Origin of the sequence: Cryobacterium sp. CAN_C2, from assembly GCF_015751745.1 — a bacterium.
Classification (GTDB): Bacteria; Actinomycetota; Actinomycetes; order Actinomycetales; family Microbacteriaceae; genus Cryobacterium.
In genome coordinates, this window is the sequence record NZ_JADOUX010000013.1 from 81,210 (window position 1) to 98,717 (window position 17,508).

A 17,508-nucleotide genomic window follows, 5' to 3' on the forward strand; every position below is an offset into this window, starting at 1 on the left:
TCTGATGAAACCTTTCGTTGGTCCGTTGGTTAGGAGAGCAGGTCGAGGCTGAGCACTTCGTCGTAGATGGCGAGGGCTTCGGCGACCTCGGCGTCGGTAACGACACACGGGGGCACCACGTGGATGCGGTTTTCCATAAGGAACGGCAGCAGGTTGCGGCCGAGCAGCTCGGCCTTCACGCGCGCCATGACGGCGGCGCTCACCGGTTCACGGGTCTCGGGGTCGGCGACGAGTTCAACCGCCCAGAACACCCCGACACCGCGAACCTCGCCGATGATCGGGTGCTTGGCCTGCAGTGCTTTAAGCCCCGGCTCGAGCACGTCGCGGCCGATGCGGGCGGCGTTCTCGACGATGCCCTCGCTCTGCATTGCATCGAGCGCGCCGACGATCGACGCCATGGCAAGCGGATGCCCGCTGTAGGTGAGTCCGCCGGGAAAGACGGTCTCGTCGAAGGTCGCCGCAATGGCATCGGAGATGATCACGCCCCCGGTGGGCACATAGCCGGAGTTGACGCCCTTGGCGAAGGTGATCAGGTCGGGCACGACGTCGTAGGCCTGGAACGCGAACCAGTTGCCGGTGCGGCCGAAGCCGCACATGACCTCGTCGAGGATGAGCACGATGCCGTACTTGTCGCAGAGGGCGCGCACGCCGGGCAGGTAGCCGGCCGGCGGCATCATGATGCCGGCGGTGCCGGGAATCGACTCGAGCAGAATGGCGGCAACAGACGACACGCCCTCGCCCTGAATGACGCGTTCGAGGTGGTGCAGCGCGCGGGCGCACTCCTCGGCCTCGCTGGTCGCCCAGAATTCGCTGCGGTAGAGGTACGGGCCGAAGAAGTGCACGTGTCCGCGAGCATATTCGTTGGGGATGCGGCGCCAGTCGCCGGTCGCGACGATCGCCGAACCGGTGTTGCCGTGGTACGACTTGTACAGCGAGAACACCTTGTCGCGACCGGTGTGCAATCGGGCCATTCTGATGGCGTTCTCATTCGCATCCGCTCCACCATTGGTGAAGAAGACCTTGTTGAACCCCTCGGGGGCACGGTCGGTGATGCGCCGTGCCGCCTCGCCGCGGGACAGGTTGGCCGTCGACGGCGCAATGGTGGTCAGGGTGTGGGCTTGTTCGGTGATCGCCTTGATAACGGCCGGATGCTGGTGGCCGATATTCACGTTCACCAGCTGACTCGAGAAATCGAGGTAGCTGCGCCCATCGTGATCCCACACCCGACAGCCGAGGCCGCCGGCGACCACGAGCGGCGTCAACGCCGCCTGTGCAGACCATGAGTGGAAGACGTGCGCGCGATCGAGCTCGGTGGTGCTCTCGTTCAGTCCGAGTTGCGCGGTGCCTACTAACGTGGTGTCGTTCACAAATATCGCTTCTTTCGGTTTAGATGTACTGGTGAAGAGGTCGTGCGTTAGGTAAATTGTGGAGTGACCGGGTAGCGGATACCGCCGCCCGGCCAGCCAATCGGTCGCGAGCCAGGCGGTGCGGCTAGTTGCCGCCCTTATTCAGGGTGACATCGATCGGGGCCCAATCGGCACCCATCACGTCGACACCGTCGGCGGTCAGCTCGTCGAGAGCTTTCTGTACGTATTCGTTCGAGAACGCGGTTGCCGGAGGTTCTGCAGTGATGATGGTCGCTCCGGTCTCGTTCTTGGTGTTCATCGCAATATCGACAGTGTTCGCCCAGGCGGCTTCGTCGATCAGGCCGACGCCGTTGGTGGACGGAAAGATCAGCTTGCTGACCTCGTTGGTCATCCACAGCTGGTGGCTCTGGCCGAGCGAGGAGCCGGCCGCGGTAACAATGCCGGCGGCCTCTTCGGCGTTGTTCGCCGCGTAGATCCAGCCGCGGATCGAAGCCTTGATGAATTTCACGGTGTTGTCGGCGTAGTCCGGGTCGCTCGCCAGCTTGTCGGCGTTGGCCCAGATGGCGTCCTGGAGCATCGCGGTGCCCTCGTCGTTCCAGTCGATGACGTTGAGGTCCTCGGGCTGGTAGAGCTCACCGGTGTCGGGGTTTTCGGTCTCCAGCACCTGCGCGTACTCGTTGTAGGTCATTGCCTGCGCCGCATCGATGTCACCCGAGAGGAACGCGTTCATGTCGAAGGCTTGCTGAATCAGCGAGATATCGCCGACCTCGACACCGGCCTGCTGCATGCCCGCGAAAAGCTCCCATTCGTTGCCGAAGCCCCAGCTACCCACGTTCTTGCCAGTGAGGTCGGCGGCCGTGGTGATGTCCTTGTTTGTGAAGGAGATCTGCGTGGTGGCGCTGCGCTCGAAGATCTGCGCGACGTCGGTGATGTTGGCACCCTGTTCGATCGAGCCGAGCACCTTGGGCACCCAGGAGATGGCGTAGTCGACGTCGCCGGCCGCGAGCACGTCTTGCGGAACGATGTCGGGGCCACCTTCTTCGATGGTGACGTCGAGGCCTTCGTCTTTGTAATAGCCCTGGTCGACCGCGGCGTAGTAGCCCGCGAACTGGGCCTGCGCTACCCACTGCAGTTGCAGGGTGATCGGGGTGAGCCCGGCCGAAGCGGCGTCGGTCATGCCACCTGTGCCGCCGGAGGTGCTGCATCCGCTGAGAACCAGCGCGCCGAGCGCGGCGACTGTTGCGATGGTGCCGAGTCGTGTGGTGCGGTGTTTCATGTTTGCCTCCTTGATTGCTGATGCAGAGAAAGGTGGTGCTGCTGCCGATGGAACGTCTAGGCGGCGCTTCCTAGCCGGTGCGCCTGCTGACCAGCTTCTCGACACCGAGCGCCGCGCAGAAAAACACCAGTCCGAGGATGATCGAGCCGAGCACGTAAGCCCAGGCCAGACCATAATTGCTGCTCGCCGCCGCCGAGGTGATGGACTTGCCGAGACCGCCGACCGGACCACCGAAGTACTCGGCAATGAGCGCCGAGATGACCGCGAGCGACGACGCGATGCGCAGCCCGGTGAACACGAACGGCAGCGCCGTTGGGAGGGTCACCGCCCGGGTCGCCTGGGCGCTTGAGACGGCGTAGGAGCGCATGAGGTCGCGGTGCACCGGGCGCACCTGGCGCAGGCCCTTGAGGGTAGTGAAGTACACCGGCACGAACACGGCGAGCGCTGCGACGAGCTGCCGCGCGGTCTCGGCTCCGGCCCCAAACATGGTGTACAGCACCGGGGCGAGGGCGACGATCGGCACGACCGAGAGGGCACCGACCACGGGCGCGGCCATGTCATCGAAGACCCGGGCCAGGGCTGACAGGATCGCCAGCAGGATGCCCAGGACAGCCCCGATCAGCAGGCCGACGAGGGCGTTTCGCCCGGTAACCGCCATGCCGTTGGCGACGTTCTGCAGGTTGGAGCCGAATTCGGCGCCGATCGCGAGGGGGGCAGGCAGAATGAACGCCTTGATCGCGAGCCCTGTAACAACAGCCTGCCAGAGCAGCACCACGACCACGCCGAAGACGATCGGTGCGAGCACCGTCTGCAACAGACGCGGCGGGCTGCCTCTCATCGGGCTGCCTCTCATCGGGTCTCCACCCCCTGCGCACCCTGCGGCGTGCTCGCGGCCTCATCGCCGCGCAGCAGGTCGCGCACCTGGCTGAGCGCCTGAAAGAAGCCCTCATCTTCGCGCAGGTCTTCGCCGCGGCGGCTCCTGTCGCCAAGTCCGACGGTGACGACCGAGCGGATGCGGCCGGGGCGCGGTGACATGACGACGACACGGTTGGAGAGAAAAACGGCCTCGGGAATGGAATGGGTCACGAACACGACCGCCGCCTCGGTTTCGGCGCAGATGCGCACGAGCTCATTCTGCATCCGCTCACGGGTCATCTCGTCGAGGGCGCCGAACGGTTCGTCCATGAGCAGGAGGCTCGGGCTCTCGGCGAGGGAACGAGCGATCGCGACGCGTTGCTGCATACCGCCGGAGAGCTGGTCGGGGTAGTGGCCGGCGAAGTCGGCCAGGCCCACCAGTTCGATCAGTTCGGCTGCCCGTGCCCGCCGCGCCGCCTTGCCCACACCGTGCAGTTCGAGCGGTAACTCGATGTTGCCGGCGACGGTGCGCCACGGCAGCAGCCCGGCCTGCTGAAACGCGATGCCGTAGTCCTGGTCGATACGGGCCTGCCTGGCCGGCTTGCCGAAGACCTCTACGCTGCCGGCAGTCGGTGTGTCGAGGTCGGCGATGAGGCGCAGCAGGGTGCTCTTGCCGCAGCCGCTCGGCCCGATCAGGGAGACGAATTCGCCGGGCGCGACCACGAGGCTCACGTCGTCGAGGGCGGTGACGCCAGGACCCCTGCGGGCGGCGAAAATGCGGCTGACGCCGCGCACGTCAACGGCGGAACTGTTACCGGCGGGGCTAATCGTGCTGTCGATCGTGCTTCTGCCGGTCATATCGAGACCTCTCCCCTGCGAAAACGACGAAGGAACAGGCCGATCAGGCCCACGAAGCCGGCGGCGACCAGGCCGACCAGGATCGACCCGAAGATGGGAGCCCAGGGTTTTCCCGGGTCGCCACCGGCCGAACCGGCGTACTCGACGATCAGGCGGCCGATACCGCCACGCAGCCCGATGGAGACCTCGGCGACCACGCTGCCGACCACGGCGCTGACCGCGGCGAGCCGCAGCGCAGGCAGCAGGTAGCCGACACTGGCCGGCAGGCGCAGCCGCCACAGGGTCTTCCACCAGCCGACCGCGTAGCAGTGCATGAGGTCGACGTGGTTGGCGTCGGGCGAGCCAAGTCCGCGCAGGGCGCCGATCGACACCGGGAAGAACGCGAGGTAGGAGGCGATCAGTGCCACCGACATCCAGCTCTCCCAGGTGAATTCGCCGAACTGAAGCTGCGCGCCCCAGCGCCGCACGAGCGGGGCGATGGCGATGAGGGGAACGGTCTGGCTCAAAATGATCCACGGCAGAATCGCCGACTCGGCCAGCCGAAAGCGCTGCAGGAGCAGGGCGAGCGCCAGGCCAACGATGACCCCAACCAGCCAGCCGACGCTGGCGATCCCGAGGGTGAACAGCGACCCCGCCGCGACGGCCTGCCACAGCGGCCGAGCACTCGCCGCGCCCGTGACCGGTTCGAAGATGCGCGCAAACATCGTCGCCAGGTGCGGCATGGCGAGGTCGCTGGTGCGGGGCAACACGGTGAGGGTGCCGATGACGACGCCATCCTCGGGCCCGAGCACTGTGTAGAGTTCCCAGAGCAGGGCGAGCACCACGACGCCCAGAACGCCGAAGACCGCGCCCCGCCAGCGGGCAGGCAGGCCGAACCGCTCCGGGAGTGGCGGCGACAACGGGGTCATGCGGGGCGTCCGTTCATCTGGCGGTGGCTACTTCGTGGCCGTGACGTGCTCGGCCATGGCCGGGATGATCGTGTCGCCATAGACGCGCAGCGTTTCTTCTTTATTGTCGTGCTGCAGGTAGCCGGCGAACTGGTCGACGCCGAGTGCTTTGAGCGCCTCGAGCTTGTCGACGTGGTCTTTGGCAGTGCCGAGCAGGCAGAAGCGGTCGACGATATCGTCGGGCACGAACGCGGCATGCTCGTTACCGGCCTTGCCGTGCTGGTTGTAGTCGTAGCCCTCACGGCCCTTGATGTAATCGGTGAGTGCTTTGGGCACCTGTGAATCCGTGCCGTACTTGGCGACGATGTCGGCGACGTGGTTGCCGACCATGCCACCGAACCAGCGGCACTGGTCGCGCATGTGCTCCCAGTCGTTGCCGATATACATGGGCGCGGCGACACAGAACTTGATCGATGCCGGGTCGCGGCCGGCGTTCGAGGCTGCGGTGCGCACGGTGTTGATCATCCATTCGGCGACGTCGAGGTCGGCCATTTGCAGAATGAATCCGTCCCCGACTTCGCCGGCGAGTTTGAGCGCGAGCGGGCCGTAGGCGGCGACCCAGACGTCGAGAGTCGACCCCGTGCTCCACGGAAACTGCACGGTCGCGCCGTTGTATTCCACGGAGCGAGAGTTGGCCAGTTCCCTAATGACGTGCACCGACTCGCGCAGGGTCTTGAGGTTGCTCGGCGCCCCGTTGGTGGTGCGCACCGCCGAGTCGCCACGACCGATGCCGCAGATGGTGCGGTTGCCGTACATCTCGTTCAGGGTCGCGTAGGTCGACGCCGTCACGGTCCAGTCGCGGGTGGCCGGGTTGGTGACCATGGGGCCGACGATAATCTTGCTGGTCTCGGCCAGGATGCGGCTGTAGATCACATAGGGTTCCTGCCAAAGCAGGTGCGAGTCGAAGGTCCAGACGTGGCTGAACCCGTGCGCCTCGGCCAGTTTGGCCAGTTGCACGGTGCGCGCCGACGGCGGGTTGGTTTGTAGTACTGCTCCGAAATCCATGCCATCCCCTTAGATCAGGTACTGGCTGAGGCCGCGCTTAATGAAGCGACCGTCACCCTTGGCGCCGAGGTAGGCGTTGTCGTCGACGACGACCTTGCCGCGGGAGATGACGGTGTCGACGTGGCCGTCGATCTCGTAGCCCTCCCAGGCGGAGTAGTCCATGTTCATGTGATGGGTCTTATCGAGCCCGATCGAGGTGTGCCCGTTCGGGTCGTAGATCACGACGTCGCCGTCGGCGCCGGGCTGGATGACGCCCTTCTGGCCGTACATGCCGAACATGCGCGCCGGGGTCGTGGAGCACACCTCGACCCAGCGTTCGAGCGAGATCTTGCCGTCGACAACACCCTGGTAGAGCAGGTCCATGCGGTGTTCGACCGAGCCGATACCATTGGGAATCTTCGAGAAGTCGGTCAGGCCCATGTCTTTCTGGCCCTTCATGCAGAACGGGCAGTGGTCGGTGGAGACCATCTGAATGTCGTTCGTGCGCAAGCTCTGCCACATGTGGTGCTGGTGACCCTCAGCCTTCGCACGCAGCGGCGTCGAGCAGACCCACTTGGCGCCCTCGAAGCCGGGGGCGCCCAGGTTGTCCTCGAGCGAGAGATAGAGGTACTGCGGGCAGGTCTCACCGAAAACGTTCTGGCCGTTGTCTCGAGCCTCGGCAATCTGGTGCACGGCCTGCTTGGCCGAAACATGCACGATATAGAGGGGTGCACCGGTGAGATTGGCGAGCATGATCGCCCGATGGGTGGCCTCTTCTTCGGCCTGCCACGGGCGGGTGAGTCCGTGGTAGAGCGGGCTCGTGTTGCCGGCGGCGACCGCCTGCTGCACGAGTAGGTCGATGACGCTGCCGTTTTCGGCGTGCATCATGATCATGCTGCCGTTCATGGCCGCGCGCTGCATGGCCTTGACGATCTGGCCGTCGTCGCTGAGGAATACGCCTTTGTAGGCCATGAACAGTTTGAAACTCGAGACTCCTTCGTCGATGAGTTCGTCCATCGCGGTGAGCGAGCTGTCTTGCACATCGGAGAGGATCTGGTGAAAGCCGTAGTCGATGGCACACTGGCCGGCGGCCTTCTGCTGCCAGGCGGCGTAGCGTTCGAGCACGTCCTCGCCGGCATACTGCACGACGAAGTCGACAATGCTCGTGGTGCCGCCCCAGGCAGCCGCGCGGGTGCCGGTTTCGAAGGTGTCGCTGGCCTCGGTACCACCGAAGGGCATCTCCATGTGGGTGTGGGCGTCGATGCCCCCGGGAATGACGTACTTGCCGCCGGCGTCGATGACGCGGTCAACATTGCCCGCCACATCGAAGCCGAGCAGATTCGAGCCGGGTGCGAGCACCGCCGCGATTTTTTCGCCGTCGATGAGCACGTCGGCGAGCCCTCGACCCGTGGCGTTGACCACGGTGCCGTTCTTGATCAAAGTCTTCATGGCATCCTCTTCACTGAAATTGTCCGGGGGTAGCGGATGCTGCCGAACCCGTGCCTGAGCTGTTAGGGCGCGACCTGTTAGGGCGCGACGAGGGTCTCGTAGGAGTCGGGGCGACGGTCGCGGTAGAACTGCCAGGAGTTGCGTACCTCGCGAATTACGCCGAGGTCGAGGTCGCGCACGAGAATCTCCTCGCTGTCGGTCGAGGCGACTTCGCCCACGTAGTTGCCCTTGGGGTCGACGAAATAGGAACTGCCGTAGAACGTCACGGCCTCGTCGCCGAATTCGGCTTTTTCGTTACCGATGCGGTTGTTCGCGCCGACGTAATACTGGTTGGCGACCGCGGCGGCCGGCTGCTCGAGCTCCCACAGGCGGTTGGACAGGCCGGGTTTGGTGGCCGAGGGGTTGAACACGATCTCGGCGCCGTTCAGGCCGAGCGCGCGCCAGCCCTCGGGAAAGTGCCGGTCGTAGCAGATGTAGACGCCGATCTTGCCGTACGTGGTGTCGAAGACCGGGTAGTCGGTGTTGCCGGGGCGAAAGTAGAACTTTTCCCAGAATTGCGGCAGATGGGGGATGTGATGCTTGCGGTACTTACCGAGGTAGGTTCCGTCGGCGTCGATGACCGCGGCGGTGTTGTACAGCACGCCGGGCTGTTCTTCTTCGTACATCGGCACGACGATGACCATCTTGTACTCGGCGGCGAGCTTCTGAAACCGTTCGACGATCGGGCCGGGCACGGCCTGCGCATAGTCGTAGTATTTGGCGTCTTGCACGATGCCGAAATACGGTCCGTGAAAGAGTTCCTGAAAGCAGATCACCTGCACGCCCTGAGCGGCTGCGGCGCGCACGAAGCCCTCGTGCTTGTGAATCATGGATTCTTCGTCGCCGGTCCAGGTGGCTTGGGTGATAGCGGTTCGAACGACGTGGCTGCTGTTGGTGTTAGTGGGAACCGTACTCATGCTGTGCCTTCCACTTACTGTGAGTTAGCCAAGGAATCAACCGGCTGTCGGTGAAAAACCGGTCTGCCCTGGCCATTGTCGGGCCGTTACGAACCGCGCTGTCCGTATTGTTATTATTTGACGTAAACATTTCAAATGTGTTTCTCTGTGTAACGCACGCATTAATCATCCTGTCGTCCAACTCAGCCAGGGACAAGAGCAATGCCGAACTTTATTGACGAAATTGAGCAGCGCACCCCCGCGGGGATCGCCGCGGCCATCGGGCGGCTGATCGCCTCCGGTCGGCTCACACCCGGCGACCGCCTGCCCACCGTGCGGGTGCTGGCCGGTGAGCTCGGCGTGAGCCCCGCCACGGTCAGTCACGCCTGGCAGGCGCTCTCGGCGGTCGGCCTGATCGTGTCGCGCGGTCGGGGCGGTACCTTCGTGCAGGATGCCGCACCCAAGTGGTTGCCGGCCCGTAGCCAATCCATGATCGGTACGGTCGGACCGGCCCGCCTCGACCTCTCGCGCGGCACGCCCGACCCGCTGCTGCTGCCGGCGCTCGGACCGGCGCTCTCGCGGGTATCGCAGCGCGCGGTGACCCCGAGCTACCAGGACCTGCCGATCATTCCGGAGCTGCTCAAGGCGCTGCGGGCATCGTGGCCATACCCGGTCGAGACGATCACCATCGTCGACGGCGCCCTCGACGCGATCTCGCGCAGCCTTGACGCGGTGACCCGGTTCGGCGACCGGGTCATCATGGAGAACCCGTCGTTTCCGCCGTTCTTCGACCTGCTCGACCAGCTCGGCTTGGAACGCCTGCCAGTGGCCGTTGACGAGCACGGCATCATTCCAGCCGACTTTGCCGCAGCGCTGAAGCTCGGGCCGGCCGCCGTTCTTCTGCAGCCGCGCGCGCAGAACCCCACCGGCGCGTCGATGACCGCGAATCGGGCCGAGGAACTGGCCCGCCTACTGCGGAACACGTCGGCGAGCGCCGACACCATCGTCATCGAAGACGACCACTCCGCCGAGATCAGCATCGCCCCCGATGTGAGTCTCGGCCTCTGGCTGCCGGGCCGCACCTTGCACGTGCGCAGCTTCTCGAAGTCGCACGGACCAGACCTTCGCATGGCCGCGCTCGGCGGTCCGGCCGCGCTCATCGACCCGATTGTGTCGCGGCGCATGCTCGGTCCGGGCTGGACCAGCCGCATGCTGCAGACGATTTTGCACGATCTGCTCACCAACGGCGAGAGCATGGCGCAGGTGAGTGAGGCCCGCCGCATCTACTTCGCCCGCCAGCGCGCCCTCGCCGACGCTCTGACCGCCTTTGGGCTCGACGTGGTGCAGGCCGACGGCATCAATACCTGGCTACCCGTGCAGAACGAGCGCGACGCCATGGTGCGCCTCGCCGCCTCCGGTATTCGGGTGGCCGGCGGCTCGCCGTTTCTGGCGACCGAGGGCGGCCCCGCGTTCATTCGGGTGACCGCCGGCGCCCTGACCGACAACGTCAGACCGGTGGCGGAGGCACTCGCCGCGGCGGCACATCCGCTGGATTCGACCGTGCACGCGGTCGGTGCGCGCTGGTCGTAGCGCTGGTGGGGGCCTAGGGTTGAGCGAGACCACCGGTTTGCTTTGACCGGCCCTGCTGGCCTGGATTTGGGCTGAGGTCCACCACTATTCCGCCAGTCTGCGCCCGCGCTCTGCCGTTCACGGCGCTGCAACGCTCGCCTGCGAGAGTCGAAAGAGACCTCATGAATCCCATCACCGTGCGCCGATCTATGATCATCGCCACGACCTGCGCGACCCTGGTGCTGAGCGGATGCTCCGCCGCGGCGACTCCCCTCGCCACACCGGCCGAGACCCCCGCCGCGAGCGCGAGCTACCCGCTCACCGTAGACAATTGCGGCACGAACGTCACCGTCACGGCCGCGCCCAAACGCATCGTGTCGATCAAGTCCTCGGCGACGGAGCTCTTGCTCGCCCTCGGCCTCGGCGACCGCATTGTCGGCTCGGCCTTTCTCGACGGCCCGCTGCCCGAGTCGCTCGCCCCGGCCGGCGCCGGCCTGAACGTGATCAGCGACTTTCTTCCCGGCCAGGAGGCCGTGCTTGGCCTGAACCCCGACTTCATCTACGGCGGTTGGGAATCCAACTTCAGCGCCGACGGAGTGGGCGACCGCAATGCCCTCGCGGCGCTCGGCGTCGGCAGCTACGTGTCACCGGCCGCCTGCAAGGGCGACTTCATGCCCAACCCCCTCACCTTCGATTCCGTGTTCACCGAAATTGACGAGGCCGGCAAAATCTTTGGCGCCGAGCCCGCCGCCACCAAGTTGGTCAGGACGTTGCAGGACGACCTCGCCGGCTTGACGCCCTCGACTGCCCAAACTACGACGGCGCTCTGGTATTCAAGCGGCACGACCTCCCCCTACGTCGGCGCCGGCATCGGCTCGCCGGAAATGATCATGGAGGCCGCCGGGCTCACCAACATTTTCGCGGACGTGAGCGACACCTGGACCTCGGTGGGCTGGGAATCGATCATCGCGGCCAACCCGAGCGTCATTGTGCTCGTCGACGCCACCTGGAACACCGCCGCATCGAAAATCGCCCAGCTCGAATCGGACCCGGCCACCCGGGTGCTCGACGCCGTGAAGAACCAGCGCTATATCATTCTGCCGTTCGCCGCCACCGAGGCCGGCATTCGCAACGTCGAGGCTGCCGCCTCCACCATCACCCAACTAGCCGAACTGAACGAGTGAGCTCCACCTCCTGTCCGCCCGAGCGGGTACATGGTTGCTTCAGCACGGTTGAAGCAACCGTGTACCCGATCTCGCGGGACAATCGGGAGAACTCGTGACCCGGGGGCGTTACGTCGGGTGGTTCGTGATTGCCACGGTTGCCCTCGTTCTCGTGTGTGGCGTGGCGGTGACCATTGGGCCGGCGGCGGTGAGTCTGGCCCAGGTAGCGGGCAGTATCGGCGCTCACCTCGGCATTCCGACTGACTCTCCGGTTCCGGTGCTGGTCGACTCGATCGTCTGGCAGTTGCGGCTACCGCGTGTGCTCACGGCCGCGCTGGTGGGCACCGGCCTCGCGCTGAGCGGCGCGGTGATGCAGAGCGTGACACGCAACCCCCTCGCCGACCCGTACCTGCTCGGGCTGTCGAGCGGGGCATCCGTCGGTGCGGTTGGCGTCGTCATTCTCGGCATCGGATTCGCCCTGCCCCTCGCCGCCTTTCTCGGCGCGCTGCTCGCCCTCGTCGCAACACTCAGCATCGCCCGGGTCGGCGGAACGATCACTCCGGTGCGGGCCGTACTCGCGGGGCTCGCCATCGCGCAGCTCGCGGGCGCCCTGACCTCATTCATCATCTTCTGGGCGGCCAAGGGCGATTCCTACCGGGAGATTCTCAACTGGCTGCTCGGCTCGGTGGCCGGCGCCACCTGGAGCAGCGTCGCGATCGCAGCGACGGCCGTGTTGGTCGTTTGCACCGGCATCCTTCTGTCGGCGACCCGGCTGGACGCCTTTGCCTTCGGCGATACCTCGGCGGCGAGCCTCGGCATCAACGTCAATCGCACCCGCTGGGCGTTGCTCGGGTCGGTCGCGCTGCTGACCGGCGCGATGGTCGCCGTCAGTGGAGCGATCGGGTTCGTCGGGCTCATTCTGCCGCACCTCGCGCGCGGTGTGAGCGGCCCCGGGCACCGCCGGCTGCTGCCGCTCGTGGCGGTCTGCGGGGCACTGTTTCTGGTCATCGCCGACACGCTCGCCCGCACGGTGTTCGACCCGCGCGAGCTGCCGGTGGGCATCATCACCGCGTTCATCGGCGTGCCGGTGTTTATTGTGCTGATCAAGAGAAAGAAATCGCACCTGTGGGCGTAGACCTCGACCAACTGTCGTTCGCCATCGACGGCACCAGAATTCTGCGCGACGTCTCAGCGTCGCTGCCGACCGGCAGTGTCACCGGCCTACTCGGGCCGAACGGCGCCGGTAAGTCCACCCTGCTGCGGCTCGTCGCCGGCATCGACAAAGCGGATGCCGGCACCGTCACCCTCGACGGCGTCTCGGTCGGGTCGCTGCCCCGGCGCGAAGCGGCCCGCCGCGTCGCCCTGCTCGAACAGAATGCGTCGCCGAGCGTGGAACTGACCGTGCTCGAGGTCGTGCTCCTCGGGCGCATTCCACATCGCACCAAGCTGATGGGCTCGTTCGGCGGTGACGACGATCGCGCCGTCGCTTTCGACGCCCTCGAGGCGGTCGGCGCGGCGTCGTTAGCCGATCGTTCCTGGCACACGCTGAGCGGCGGACAGCAGCAGCGCGTGCAGATCGCGCGAGCCATGGCGCAGCAGCCGAGCCTGCTGCTGCTCGACGAACCGACCAACCATCTCGACGTGAGTGCCCAGCTCTCGCTGCTCGGGCAGGTGCGCGAGCTCGGGGTGACGGCGATCATGGCCCTGCACGATCTGAACCTCGCGGCGGCGTATTGCGACCAGATCCTCCTTCTCGACGGTGGCCAGCTCGTGGCCGTCGGCACGCCCGCCGAGGTACTCACCCCCGAGATCATCGGAGCCGTCTATGGCGTGGATTGCTTCATTCTGGAGCATCCACGCGGCGGGCATCCGGTCATCGTGTACTCGGCGGCAGCCGTATCGGCGGGCAAATCATGAAGAGCGTGACCGTGCTGGCCGGCGGCGTCGGCGGAGCTCGCTTCACCCGCGGACTGCTCGCCCAGCTCGCCGTCGCCGCCCCCGACGCAGCCGTGACGGTCATTGCGAACACCGGCGACGACATGTGGCTCGACGGCCTGCGCATCTGCCCCGACCTCGACACCATCATGTACACCCTCGGCGGCGGCATCAACGAGGAGCAGGGCTGGGGCCGCCCCGACGAAACCCGCCGGGCCTCGGCCGAGATCGCCGCCTATGGCCGCGGCTGGTCGTGGTTCACGCTCGGCGACCTCGATCTCGCCACGCACATCGTGCGTACCGACCTTCTGCGCTCGGGCTCAACCCTGTCGGAGGTCACCGAGTTTCTCTGCCGCCGCTGGCAGCCCGGCGTTCGACTTCTGCCGATGAGTGACCAGCCGATCGAAACCCACGCATGCCTCGCCGAGAATGCTGATGAGCACGCTGCGGGTGACTGTATCCATTTTGAGGAATGGTGGGTGCGGTACCGCGCCCGAGTGGCCGTGACCGGGTTCGAGCAGCGCGGGCTCGCGTCAGCGGTCGCCGCACCGGGCGTACTCGAGGCCATCGGCACGACCGACCTCGTCGTGCTGCCGCCGTCGAACCCGGTCGTGTCGGTCGGTACGATTCTGGCGGTGCCGGGCGTGCGTGAGGCCCTGCGTTCTACGTCTGCGCGGGTCGTCGGGGTGTCCCCGATCATCGGCGGTGCGGCGGTGCGAGGCATGGCCGACGCGTGCCTGTCGACAATTGGAGTCGAGACGAGTGCGCTGGGTGTGGGTGTGCACTATGGGTCGCGGAGCTCAGGCGGAGTACTTGATGCGTGGCTGATCGATGAAACGGATGCCGCGTCGCTGCCCGCGCTGGCGGCCGCCGGCATCCGTTCTGCGGCTGCTCCGCTGTGGATGACCGACCTGCCCGCCACGACCGCGATGGCCGCGGCCGTGCTGCGCCTCGCCGCCGAAGGCTGAGTACTGCGGGGTCAGCGCTTCGATAGTGCCAGCAGCGCGCTCGTGTGCGGCCCCAGCCCGAGCGCCCGGGCAGCGTCGAGATCGGCGGCGGTGTCGACGTCGCGGCGCATCGACGAGGTCGGTGAGAGGTCGAGCGCGATGTGTCCATCGGCCTCGTGCGCGGCGCGGGAGCCGGGTCCAAAGCGCGGCATGAACGTGACCCCTGCGCGGGCTAACAGGGTCGTCGTTCCCACACCGTCGGCGTCGGGCACCATCGAACGCGGGTGTGAGGCGGCGAGCGACAACGCGGTCTCGACGTCGGCCGGGCGCAGGGAGGGCAGATCCCCGGTCATCACTGCCAGATTCGCGTCGGGACAGGCGCGCCGAGCGGCAGCGATGCCCTGCGCGATCGCGGCGTTCAAGCGGGCATGCCCCGTTTCATCCCCCGGCGCCTCCGGCACCATGACCGCGCCGAGCCCCGCCAGCAGTCCGCCGAGGTGGGTGCTACCGGTCACCACAAACACGCGCTCCACAACGAATGCCGCCACGAGCGCCGCCACCGTGTCGAGCGCGAACGCCTCGGCGAGTGCCGCCCGCTTGGGCAGAGCGCCCAGCCTGCTCTTGGCGCCCGGACTCCCCTTGACCGGCACCACGACCGCCCAGCGCGGCGCGGCAGGGTTCGGCGACGCCATTCGGCTCACGGCGCCCTGGGTTTCGTCCATGGTAAAACGCTACCAGCGCGGCTGCTGCAACCCCGCTGCAATCGTGGGCAACGCCGGGCGCACCCAGCGCGCGGTAGCCTTGAGGGTCGAGTGCACACATCCGTCGACCCGATTACGTTTGATTAACGACCCAGGAGGTCCCATGTCAGATTCACTCACCGCACAGCCCCTCACTGCACAGCCCCTCACTGCACAGCCCCTCACTGCACAGCCCCTCATCGCACAGTCCCGCGCGCTGCCCATGGCGATTACCACCTACCTCGAACGCAGTGCAAGCGCCAAGCCCGCCTCCGCCAGACAGACATTCACCGAGAACGCGGTTGTGGTCGATGACGGCAAAACCTACACGGGCGAGGCGGCCATCGCTGCCTGGCTCGCCGGCACCGCCACCGCGTTCGAGTACACGACCACCCTGCTGCGCACCGAGAAGGACGAGTCGGCGACGACCGTCGTCAACCGCGTTGCGGGTAACTTTCCGGGCCACAGCGTCGACCTGAACTACCGGTTCGAGCTCGACGCCGAGAGCGGCCTGATCCAAGCCCTCACCATCTCGATCTAGCCCAACCCGGCCGCAGCACGCCCGGCGGCGAAGCCCTCGGCATAGGCCTCTGCCGTGCCGAGGCGAAACATATCGGTGTCGCTTGGCCGCTGCAGCGCCCGAGCGCCGACGGCATCCAGCTCACCGACCAGCCTGTCGAGTCCGCGCACCACGGCCACCGGATTGCCACTGGTCTTGCCCTTGACCAGGTCGGCGGCGCCGGCGATCTCGTCAGCGACTGCGGCGACGGTGACGTCGAGGCGGCGACCGGAGGCATCCGCCGTGCCGCGCAGGTCATCGAGCACCGCCAGCCCGGCGGCGCCGATGGCGATATCGGTCTGGCCTTCGCGCCACGGGCGCCCGGCGGTATCGGTCACCAGCACGCCGAGCCGCAGCCCGGTGCGCTCGCGCACTGCAGCGCAGATGGCTCGTGCCGACGCATCCGGATCAACCGGCAGTAACAACACCACACCCGCCGGCGCGTTGCTCGTGTCGACGCCGGCCGCCGCCATCACCAGGCCCTGCCGGTTTTCGACGATGCGGGTGACCCCGCCGGGGTACGCGCGCGACGCCACGACGCGCACGGTCTCGTCGGTGATCGCCTGCTCCCGGTCTGCAGCCGCGACGGCACGCCCCTCGGCTTTAGAGACGATCTTGCTGGTCACGACCACAATGTCGCCGTCAAGCAGACGCGACTGTGCTGCCTCTGCGATCAGACTGGCGAGGTCATCACCGGCCCTGATCTCACCGAAACCACCGAGCGTGAACACCGTGAGGCCGAACAATTCCGTGGTCCCGCGCGAGGCGGCCGCCGCGTCGGGCAGCGAATCGTGCGGCATCTACCGAACGAGTTTCGGCAGAACGGATGCGCCAAAGACGTCGATCCACTGTTTCTGATTGCGGCCCACGTTATGCAGGTAGATGCGATCGAAGCCGAGGTCGACGAACTTCTGAATGTATTTGCGGTGCTCGTCAGGGTCGGCCGAGATGATCATGCGACCTTCGAAGTCCTCCGGGCGCACGAGCTTGGCCATCTGTTCGAACTCAAATGGCGAACGGATGTCGCCCTTGGGAAACTTCATGCCACCGTTCGGCCACTCGTGCAGCGCGTTGGTCATGGCCTCTTCGTAGGTCTCGGCCCAGCTCATGTGCAACTGCAGCACCTTGGGCATGATCGACGGGTCCTTGCCGGCCTCGCGGGCACCGTCATCGAATTTGCCGAACAGCATCGAGATTTTCTCGAGCGGGGCGCCGACCGTGATCAGGCCGTCGGCCAGCCGGCCGGCGCGCTTGGCGGTGACCGGACCGGCGGTGGCGACCAGAATTTCGGGCGCAACCTCGGGCATGGTCCACAGCCGGGTTGACTCGAGCTTGAAGAACTGACCGGAGTGTTTGACGTCCTTGCCGGCGATCGAGCCGGCGAACAGCTTCGAGATGATCTCGATGGCCTCGAACATGCGGTTGATGCGCTCGGGCGCTTCAGGCCAGTAGCCACCCACGATGTGCTCGTTCAGGGCCTCGCCGGAGCCGAGTCCGAGCCAGTGCCGGCCGGGATACATCGACGCGAGGGTAGCGGAGGCCTGGGCGACCATGGCCGGGTGCCAGCGAAACGTGGGCGCGGTAACACCGGGACCGAAGTCGCCCGTTGTGCGCTCGGCGATCGACGCGAGCACGCTCCAGACGAAGCTGGACTGCCCCTGGGCCGGAACCCACGGTTGAAAGTGATCGGCCGCCATGACGCCGGTGAAGCCGTGTTCCTCGGCGTAGGCCGAGAGTGCGACCGCCTCAGCCGGTGCGAACTGCTCCAACATGGCCGCGTAGCCAATCTGCAACTCCGTCATTGTGAACTTCCTGCCTGTCGGTGTTTTGTACCTATTCAGTTTGCGTCTATTCAATCGCACCACGAGGAAGGCCGCACCCCATACCGCGGAGGCGGCATCCGCTTCGCCCCTTATAGGCTGGA

At 66.2% G+C, this 17,508-nt stretch carries 17 protein-coding genes; 6 read left to right on the forward strand and 11 right to left on the reverse strand.

Annotated elements, in window-relative coordinates; translation table 11 throughout:
* Positions 1-29: 29 nt before the first annotated feature.
* The 8 genes from IWX77_RS11485 to IWX77_RS11520 all read right to left on the reverse strand — a co-directional run bounded on the left by IWX77_RS11485 (position 30) and on the right by IWX77_RS11520 (position 8,692).
* Positions 30-1,367: an aspartate aminotransferase family protein gene (locus IWX77_RS11485; protein WP_297413456.1), complete on the reverse strand. Its 1,338-nt coding sequence runs from the start codon at positions 1,365-1,367 to the stop codon at positions 30-32.
* 124 nt (positions 1,368-1,491) lie between these two features.
* Positions 1,492-2,643, reverse strand: coding sequence for an ABC transporter substrate-binding protein (locus tag IWX77_RS11490; protein ID WP_196844649.1), 1,152 nt, complete (start codon positions 2,641-2,643; stop codon positions 1,492-1,494).
* Positions 2,644-2,713: 70 nt separating this feature from the next.
* Entirely contained in the window at positions 2,714-3,481 is a 768-nt protein-coding gene (locus IWX77_RS11495) for an ABC transporter permease (protein ID WP_196844650.1), read from the reverse strand.
* An 11-nt stretch (positions 3,482-3,492) separates the two neighbouring features.
* Positions 3,493-4,356 carry an ABC transporter ATP-binding protein gene (locus tag IWX77_RS11500; protein WP_196844651.1) on the reverse strand — a complete coding sequence of 288 codons (864 nt, stop codon included), beginning with the start codon at positions 4,354-4,356 and terminating at the stop codon, positions 3,493-3,495.
* Complete coding sequence (locus tag IWX77_RS11505; protein WP_196844652.1) at positions 4,353-5,264, reverse strand: ABC transporter permease; 912 nt, start codon at positions 5,262-5,264, stop codon at positions 4,353-4,355. The genes IWX77_RS11500 and IWX77_RS11505 overlap by 4 nt, the downstream gene beginning before the upstream one ends.
* A gap of 27 nt (positions 5,265-5,291) precedes the next feature.
* Positions 5,292-6,308, reverse strand: a complete 1,017-nt coding sequence (locus IWX77_RS11510; RefSeq protein WP_196844653.1) for a TIGR03842 family LLM class F420-dependent oxidoreductase — start codon at positions 6,306-6,308, stop codon at positions 5,292-5,294.
* 9 nt (positions 6,309-6,317) lie between these two features.
* Positions 6,318-7,736, reverse strand: a complete 1,419-nt coding sequence (gene hydA / locus IWX77_RS11515) for a dihydropyrimidinase (protein WP_196844654.1) — start codon at positions 7,734-7,736, stop codon at positions 6,318-6,320.
* 77 nt (positions 7,737-7,813) lie between these two features.
* A complete protein-coding gene (locus IWX77_RS11520; protein WP_196844655.1) occupies positions 7,814-8,692 on the reverse strand; it encodes a nitrilase-related carbon-nitrogen hydrolase in 879 nt (292 codons plus the stop codon).
* Positions 8,693-8,893: 201 nt separating this feature from the next.
* Here IWX77_RS11520 and IWX77_RS11525 point away from each other — a divergent pair, with 201 nt between their 5' ends.
* The 5 genes from IWX77_RS11525 to cofD all read left to right on the forward strand — a co-directional run bounded on the left by IWX77_RS11525 (position 8,894) and on the right by cofD (position 14,306).
* Positions 8,894-10,261: an aminotransferase-like domain-containing protein gene (locus IWX77_RS11525; protein WP_196844656.1), complete on the forward strand. Its 1,368-nt coding sequence runs from the start codon at positions 8,894-8,896 to the stop codon at positions 10,259-10,261.
* Between the two features lie 161 nt (positions 10,262-10,422).
* Entirely contained in the window at positions 10,423-11,424 is a 1,002-nt protein-coding gene (locus IWX77_RS11530) for a putative F420-0 ABC transporter substrate-binding protein (RefSeq protein ID WP_297413450.1), read from the forward strand.
* 94 nt (positions 11,425-11,518) lie between these two features.
* The gene (locus tag IWX77_RS11535) at positions 11,519-12,538 is read left to right on the forward strand and encodes a putative F420-0 ABC transporter permease subunit (RefSeq protein ID WP_196844657.1); all 1,020 of its coding nucleotides are present in this window, start codon (positions 11,519-11,521) and stop codon (positions 12,536-12,538) included.
* Positions 12,529-13,320, forward strand: coding sequence for an ABC transporter ATP-binding protein (locus IWX77_RS11540; protein WP_196844658.1), 792 nt, complete (start codon positions 12,529-12,531; stop codon positions 13,318-13,320). The genes IWX77_RS11535 and IWX77_RS11540 overlap by 10 nt, the downstream gene beginning before the upstream one ends.
* A complete protein-coding gene (gene cofD / locus IWX77_RS11545; protein ID WP_196844659.1) occupies positions 13,317-14,306 on the forward strand; it encodes a 2-phospho-L-lactate transferase in 990 nt (329 codons plus the stop codon). Before IWX77_RS11540 ends, cofD begins: the two co-directional genes overlap by 4 nt.
* Positions 14,307-14,317: 11 nt before the next feature.
* On the opposite strand, the gene cofC is transcribed toward cofD, so the two are convergent.
* Positions 14,318-15,007 (reverse strand): 2-phospho-L-lactate guanylyltransferase, encoded by a 690-nt coding sequence (cofC, locus tag IWX77_RS11550; RefSeq protein ID WP_297413447.1) that lies wholly within the window; start codon positions 15,005-15,007, stop codon positions 14,318-14,320.
* A 142-nt stretch (positions 15,008-15,149) separates the two neighbouring features.
* Between cofC and IWX77_RS11555 the strand changes: the two genes are divergently transcribed.
* Entirely contained in the window at positions 15,150-15,566 is a 417-nt protein-coding gene (locus IWX77_RS11555) for a nuclear transport factor 2 family protein (protein WP_196844660.1), read from the forward strand.
* Here IWX77_RS11555 and IWX77_RS11560 read toward each other — a convergent pair.
* Positions 15,563-16,384 carry a coenzyme F420-0:L-glutamate ligase gene (locus IWX77_RS11560; protein WP_196844661.1) on the reverse strand — a complete coding sequence of 274 codons (822 nt, stop codon included), beginning with the start codon at positions 16,382-16,384 and terminating at the stop codon, positions 15,563-15,565. The genes IWX77_RS11555 and IWX77_RS11560 overlap by 4 nt on opposite strands.
* Positions 16,385-17,386: a TIGR03557 family F420-dependent LLM class oxidoreductase gene (locus tag IWX77_RS11565; RefSeq protein ID WP_196844662.1), complete on the reverse strand. Its 1,002-nt coding sequence runs from the start codon at positions 17,384-17,386 to the stop codon at positions 16,385-16,387.
* Positions 17,387-17,508 lie beyond the last annotated feature (122 nt).

Bases quoted from the DNA above. Each gene is read 5' to 3' on its own strand.
- IWX77_RS11490 (WP_196844649.1), bottom strand. From the start codon at position 2,643: ATGAAACACCGCACCACACGACTCGGCACCATCGCAACAGTCGCCGCG.
- IWX77_RS11495 (WP_196844650.1), bottom strand. From the start codon at position 3,481: ATGAGAGGCAGCCCGCCGCGTCTGTTGCAGACGGTGCTCGCACCGATC.
- IWX77_RS11500 (WP_196844651.1), bottom strand. From the start codon at position 4,356: ATGACCGGCAGAAGCACGATCGACAGCACGATTAGCCCCGCCGGTAAC.
- IWX77_RS11505 (WP_196844652.1), bottom strand. From the start codon at position 5,264: ATGACCCCGTTGTCGCCGCCACTCCCGGAGCGGTTCGGCCTGCCTGCC.
- IWX77_RS11510 (WP_196844653.1), bottom strand. From the start codon at position 6,308: ATGGATTTCGGAGCAGTACTACAAACCAACCCGCCGTCGGCGCGCACC.
- hydA (WP_196844654.1), bottom strand. From the start codon at position 7,736: ATGAAGACTTTGATCAAGAACGGCACCGTGGTCAACGCCACGGGTCGA.
- IWX77_RS11520 (WP_196844655.1), bottom strand. From the start codon at position 8,692: ATGAGTACGGTTCCCACTAACACCAACAGCAGCCACGTCGTTCGAACC.
- IWX77_RS11525 (WP_196844656.1), top strand. From the start codon at position 8,894: ATGCCGAACTTTATTGACGAAATTGAGCAGCGCACCCCCGCGGGGATC.
- IWX77_RS11530 (WP_297413450.1), top strand. From the start codon at position 10,423: ATGAATCCCATCACCGTGCGCCGATCTATGATCATCGCCACGACCTGC.
- cofD (WP_196844659.1), top strand. From the start codon at position 13,317: ATGAAGAGCGTGACCGTGCTGGCCGGCGGCGTCGGCGGAGCTCGCTTC.
- cofC (WP_297413447.1), bottom strand. From the start codon at position 15,007: ATGGACGAAACCCAGGGCGCCGTGAGCCGAATGGCGTCGCCGAACCCT.
- IWX77_RS11555 (WP_196844660.1), top strand. From the start codon at position 15,150: ATGTCAGATTCACTCACCGCACAGCCCCTCACTGCACAGCCCCTCACT.
- IWX77_RS11560 (WP_196844661.1), bottom strand. From the start codon at position 16,384: ATGCCGCACGATTCGCTGCCCGACGCGGCGGCCGCCTCGCGCGGGACC.
- IWX77_RS11565 (WP_196844662.1), bottom strand. From the start codon at position 17,386: ATGACGGAGTTGCAGATTGGCTACGCGGCCATGTTGGAGCAGTTCGCA.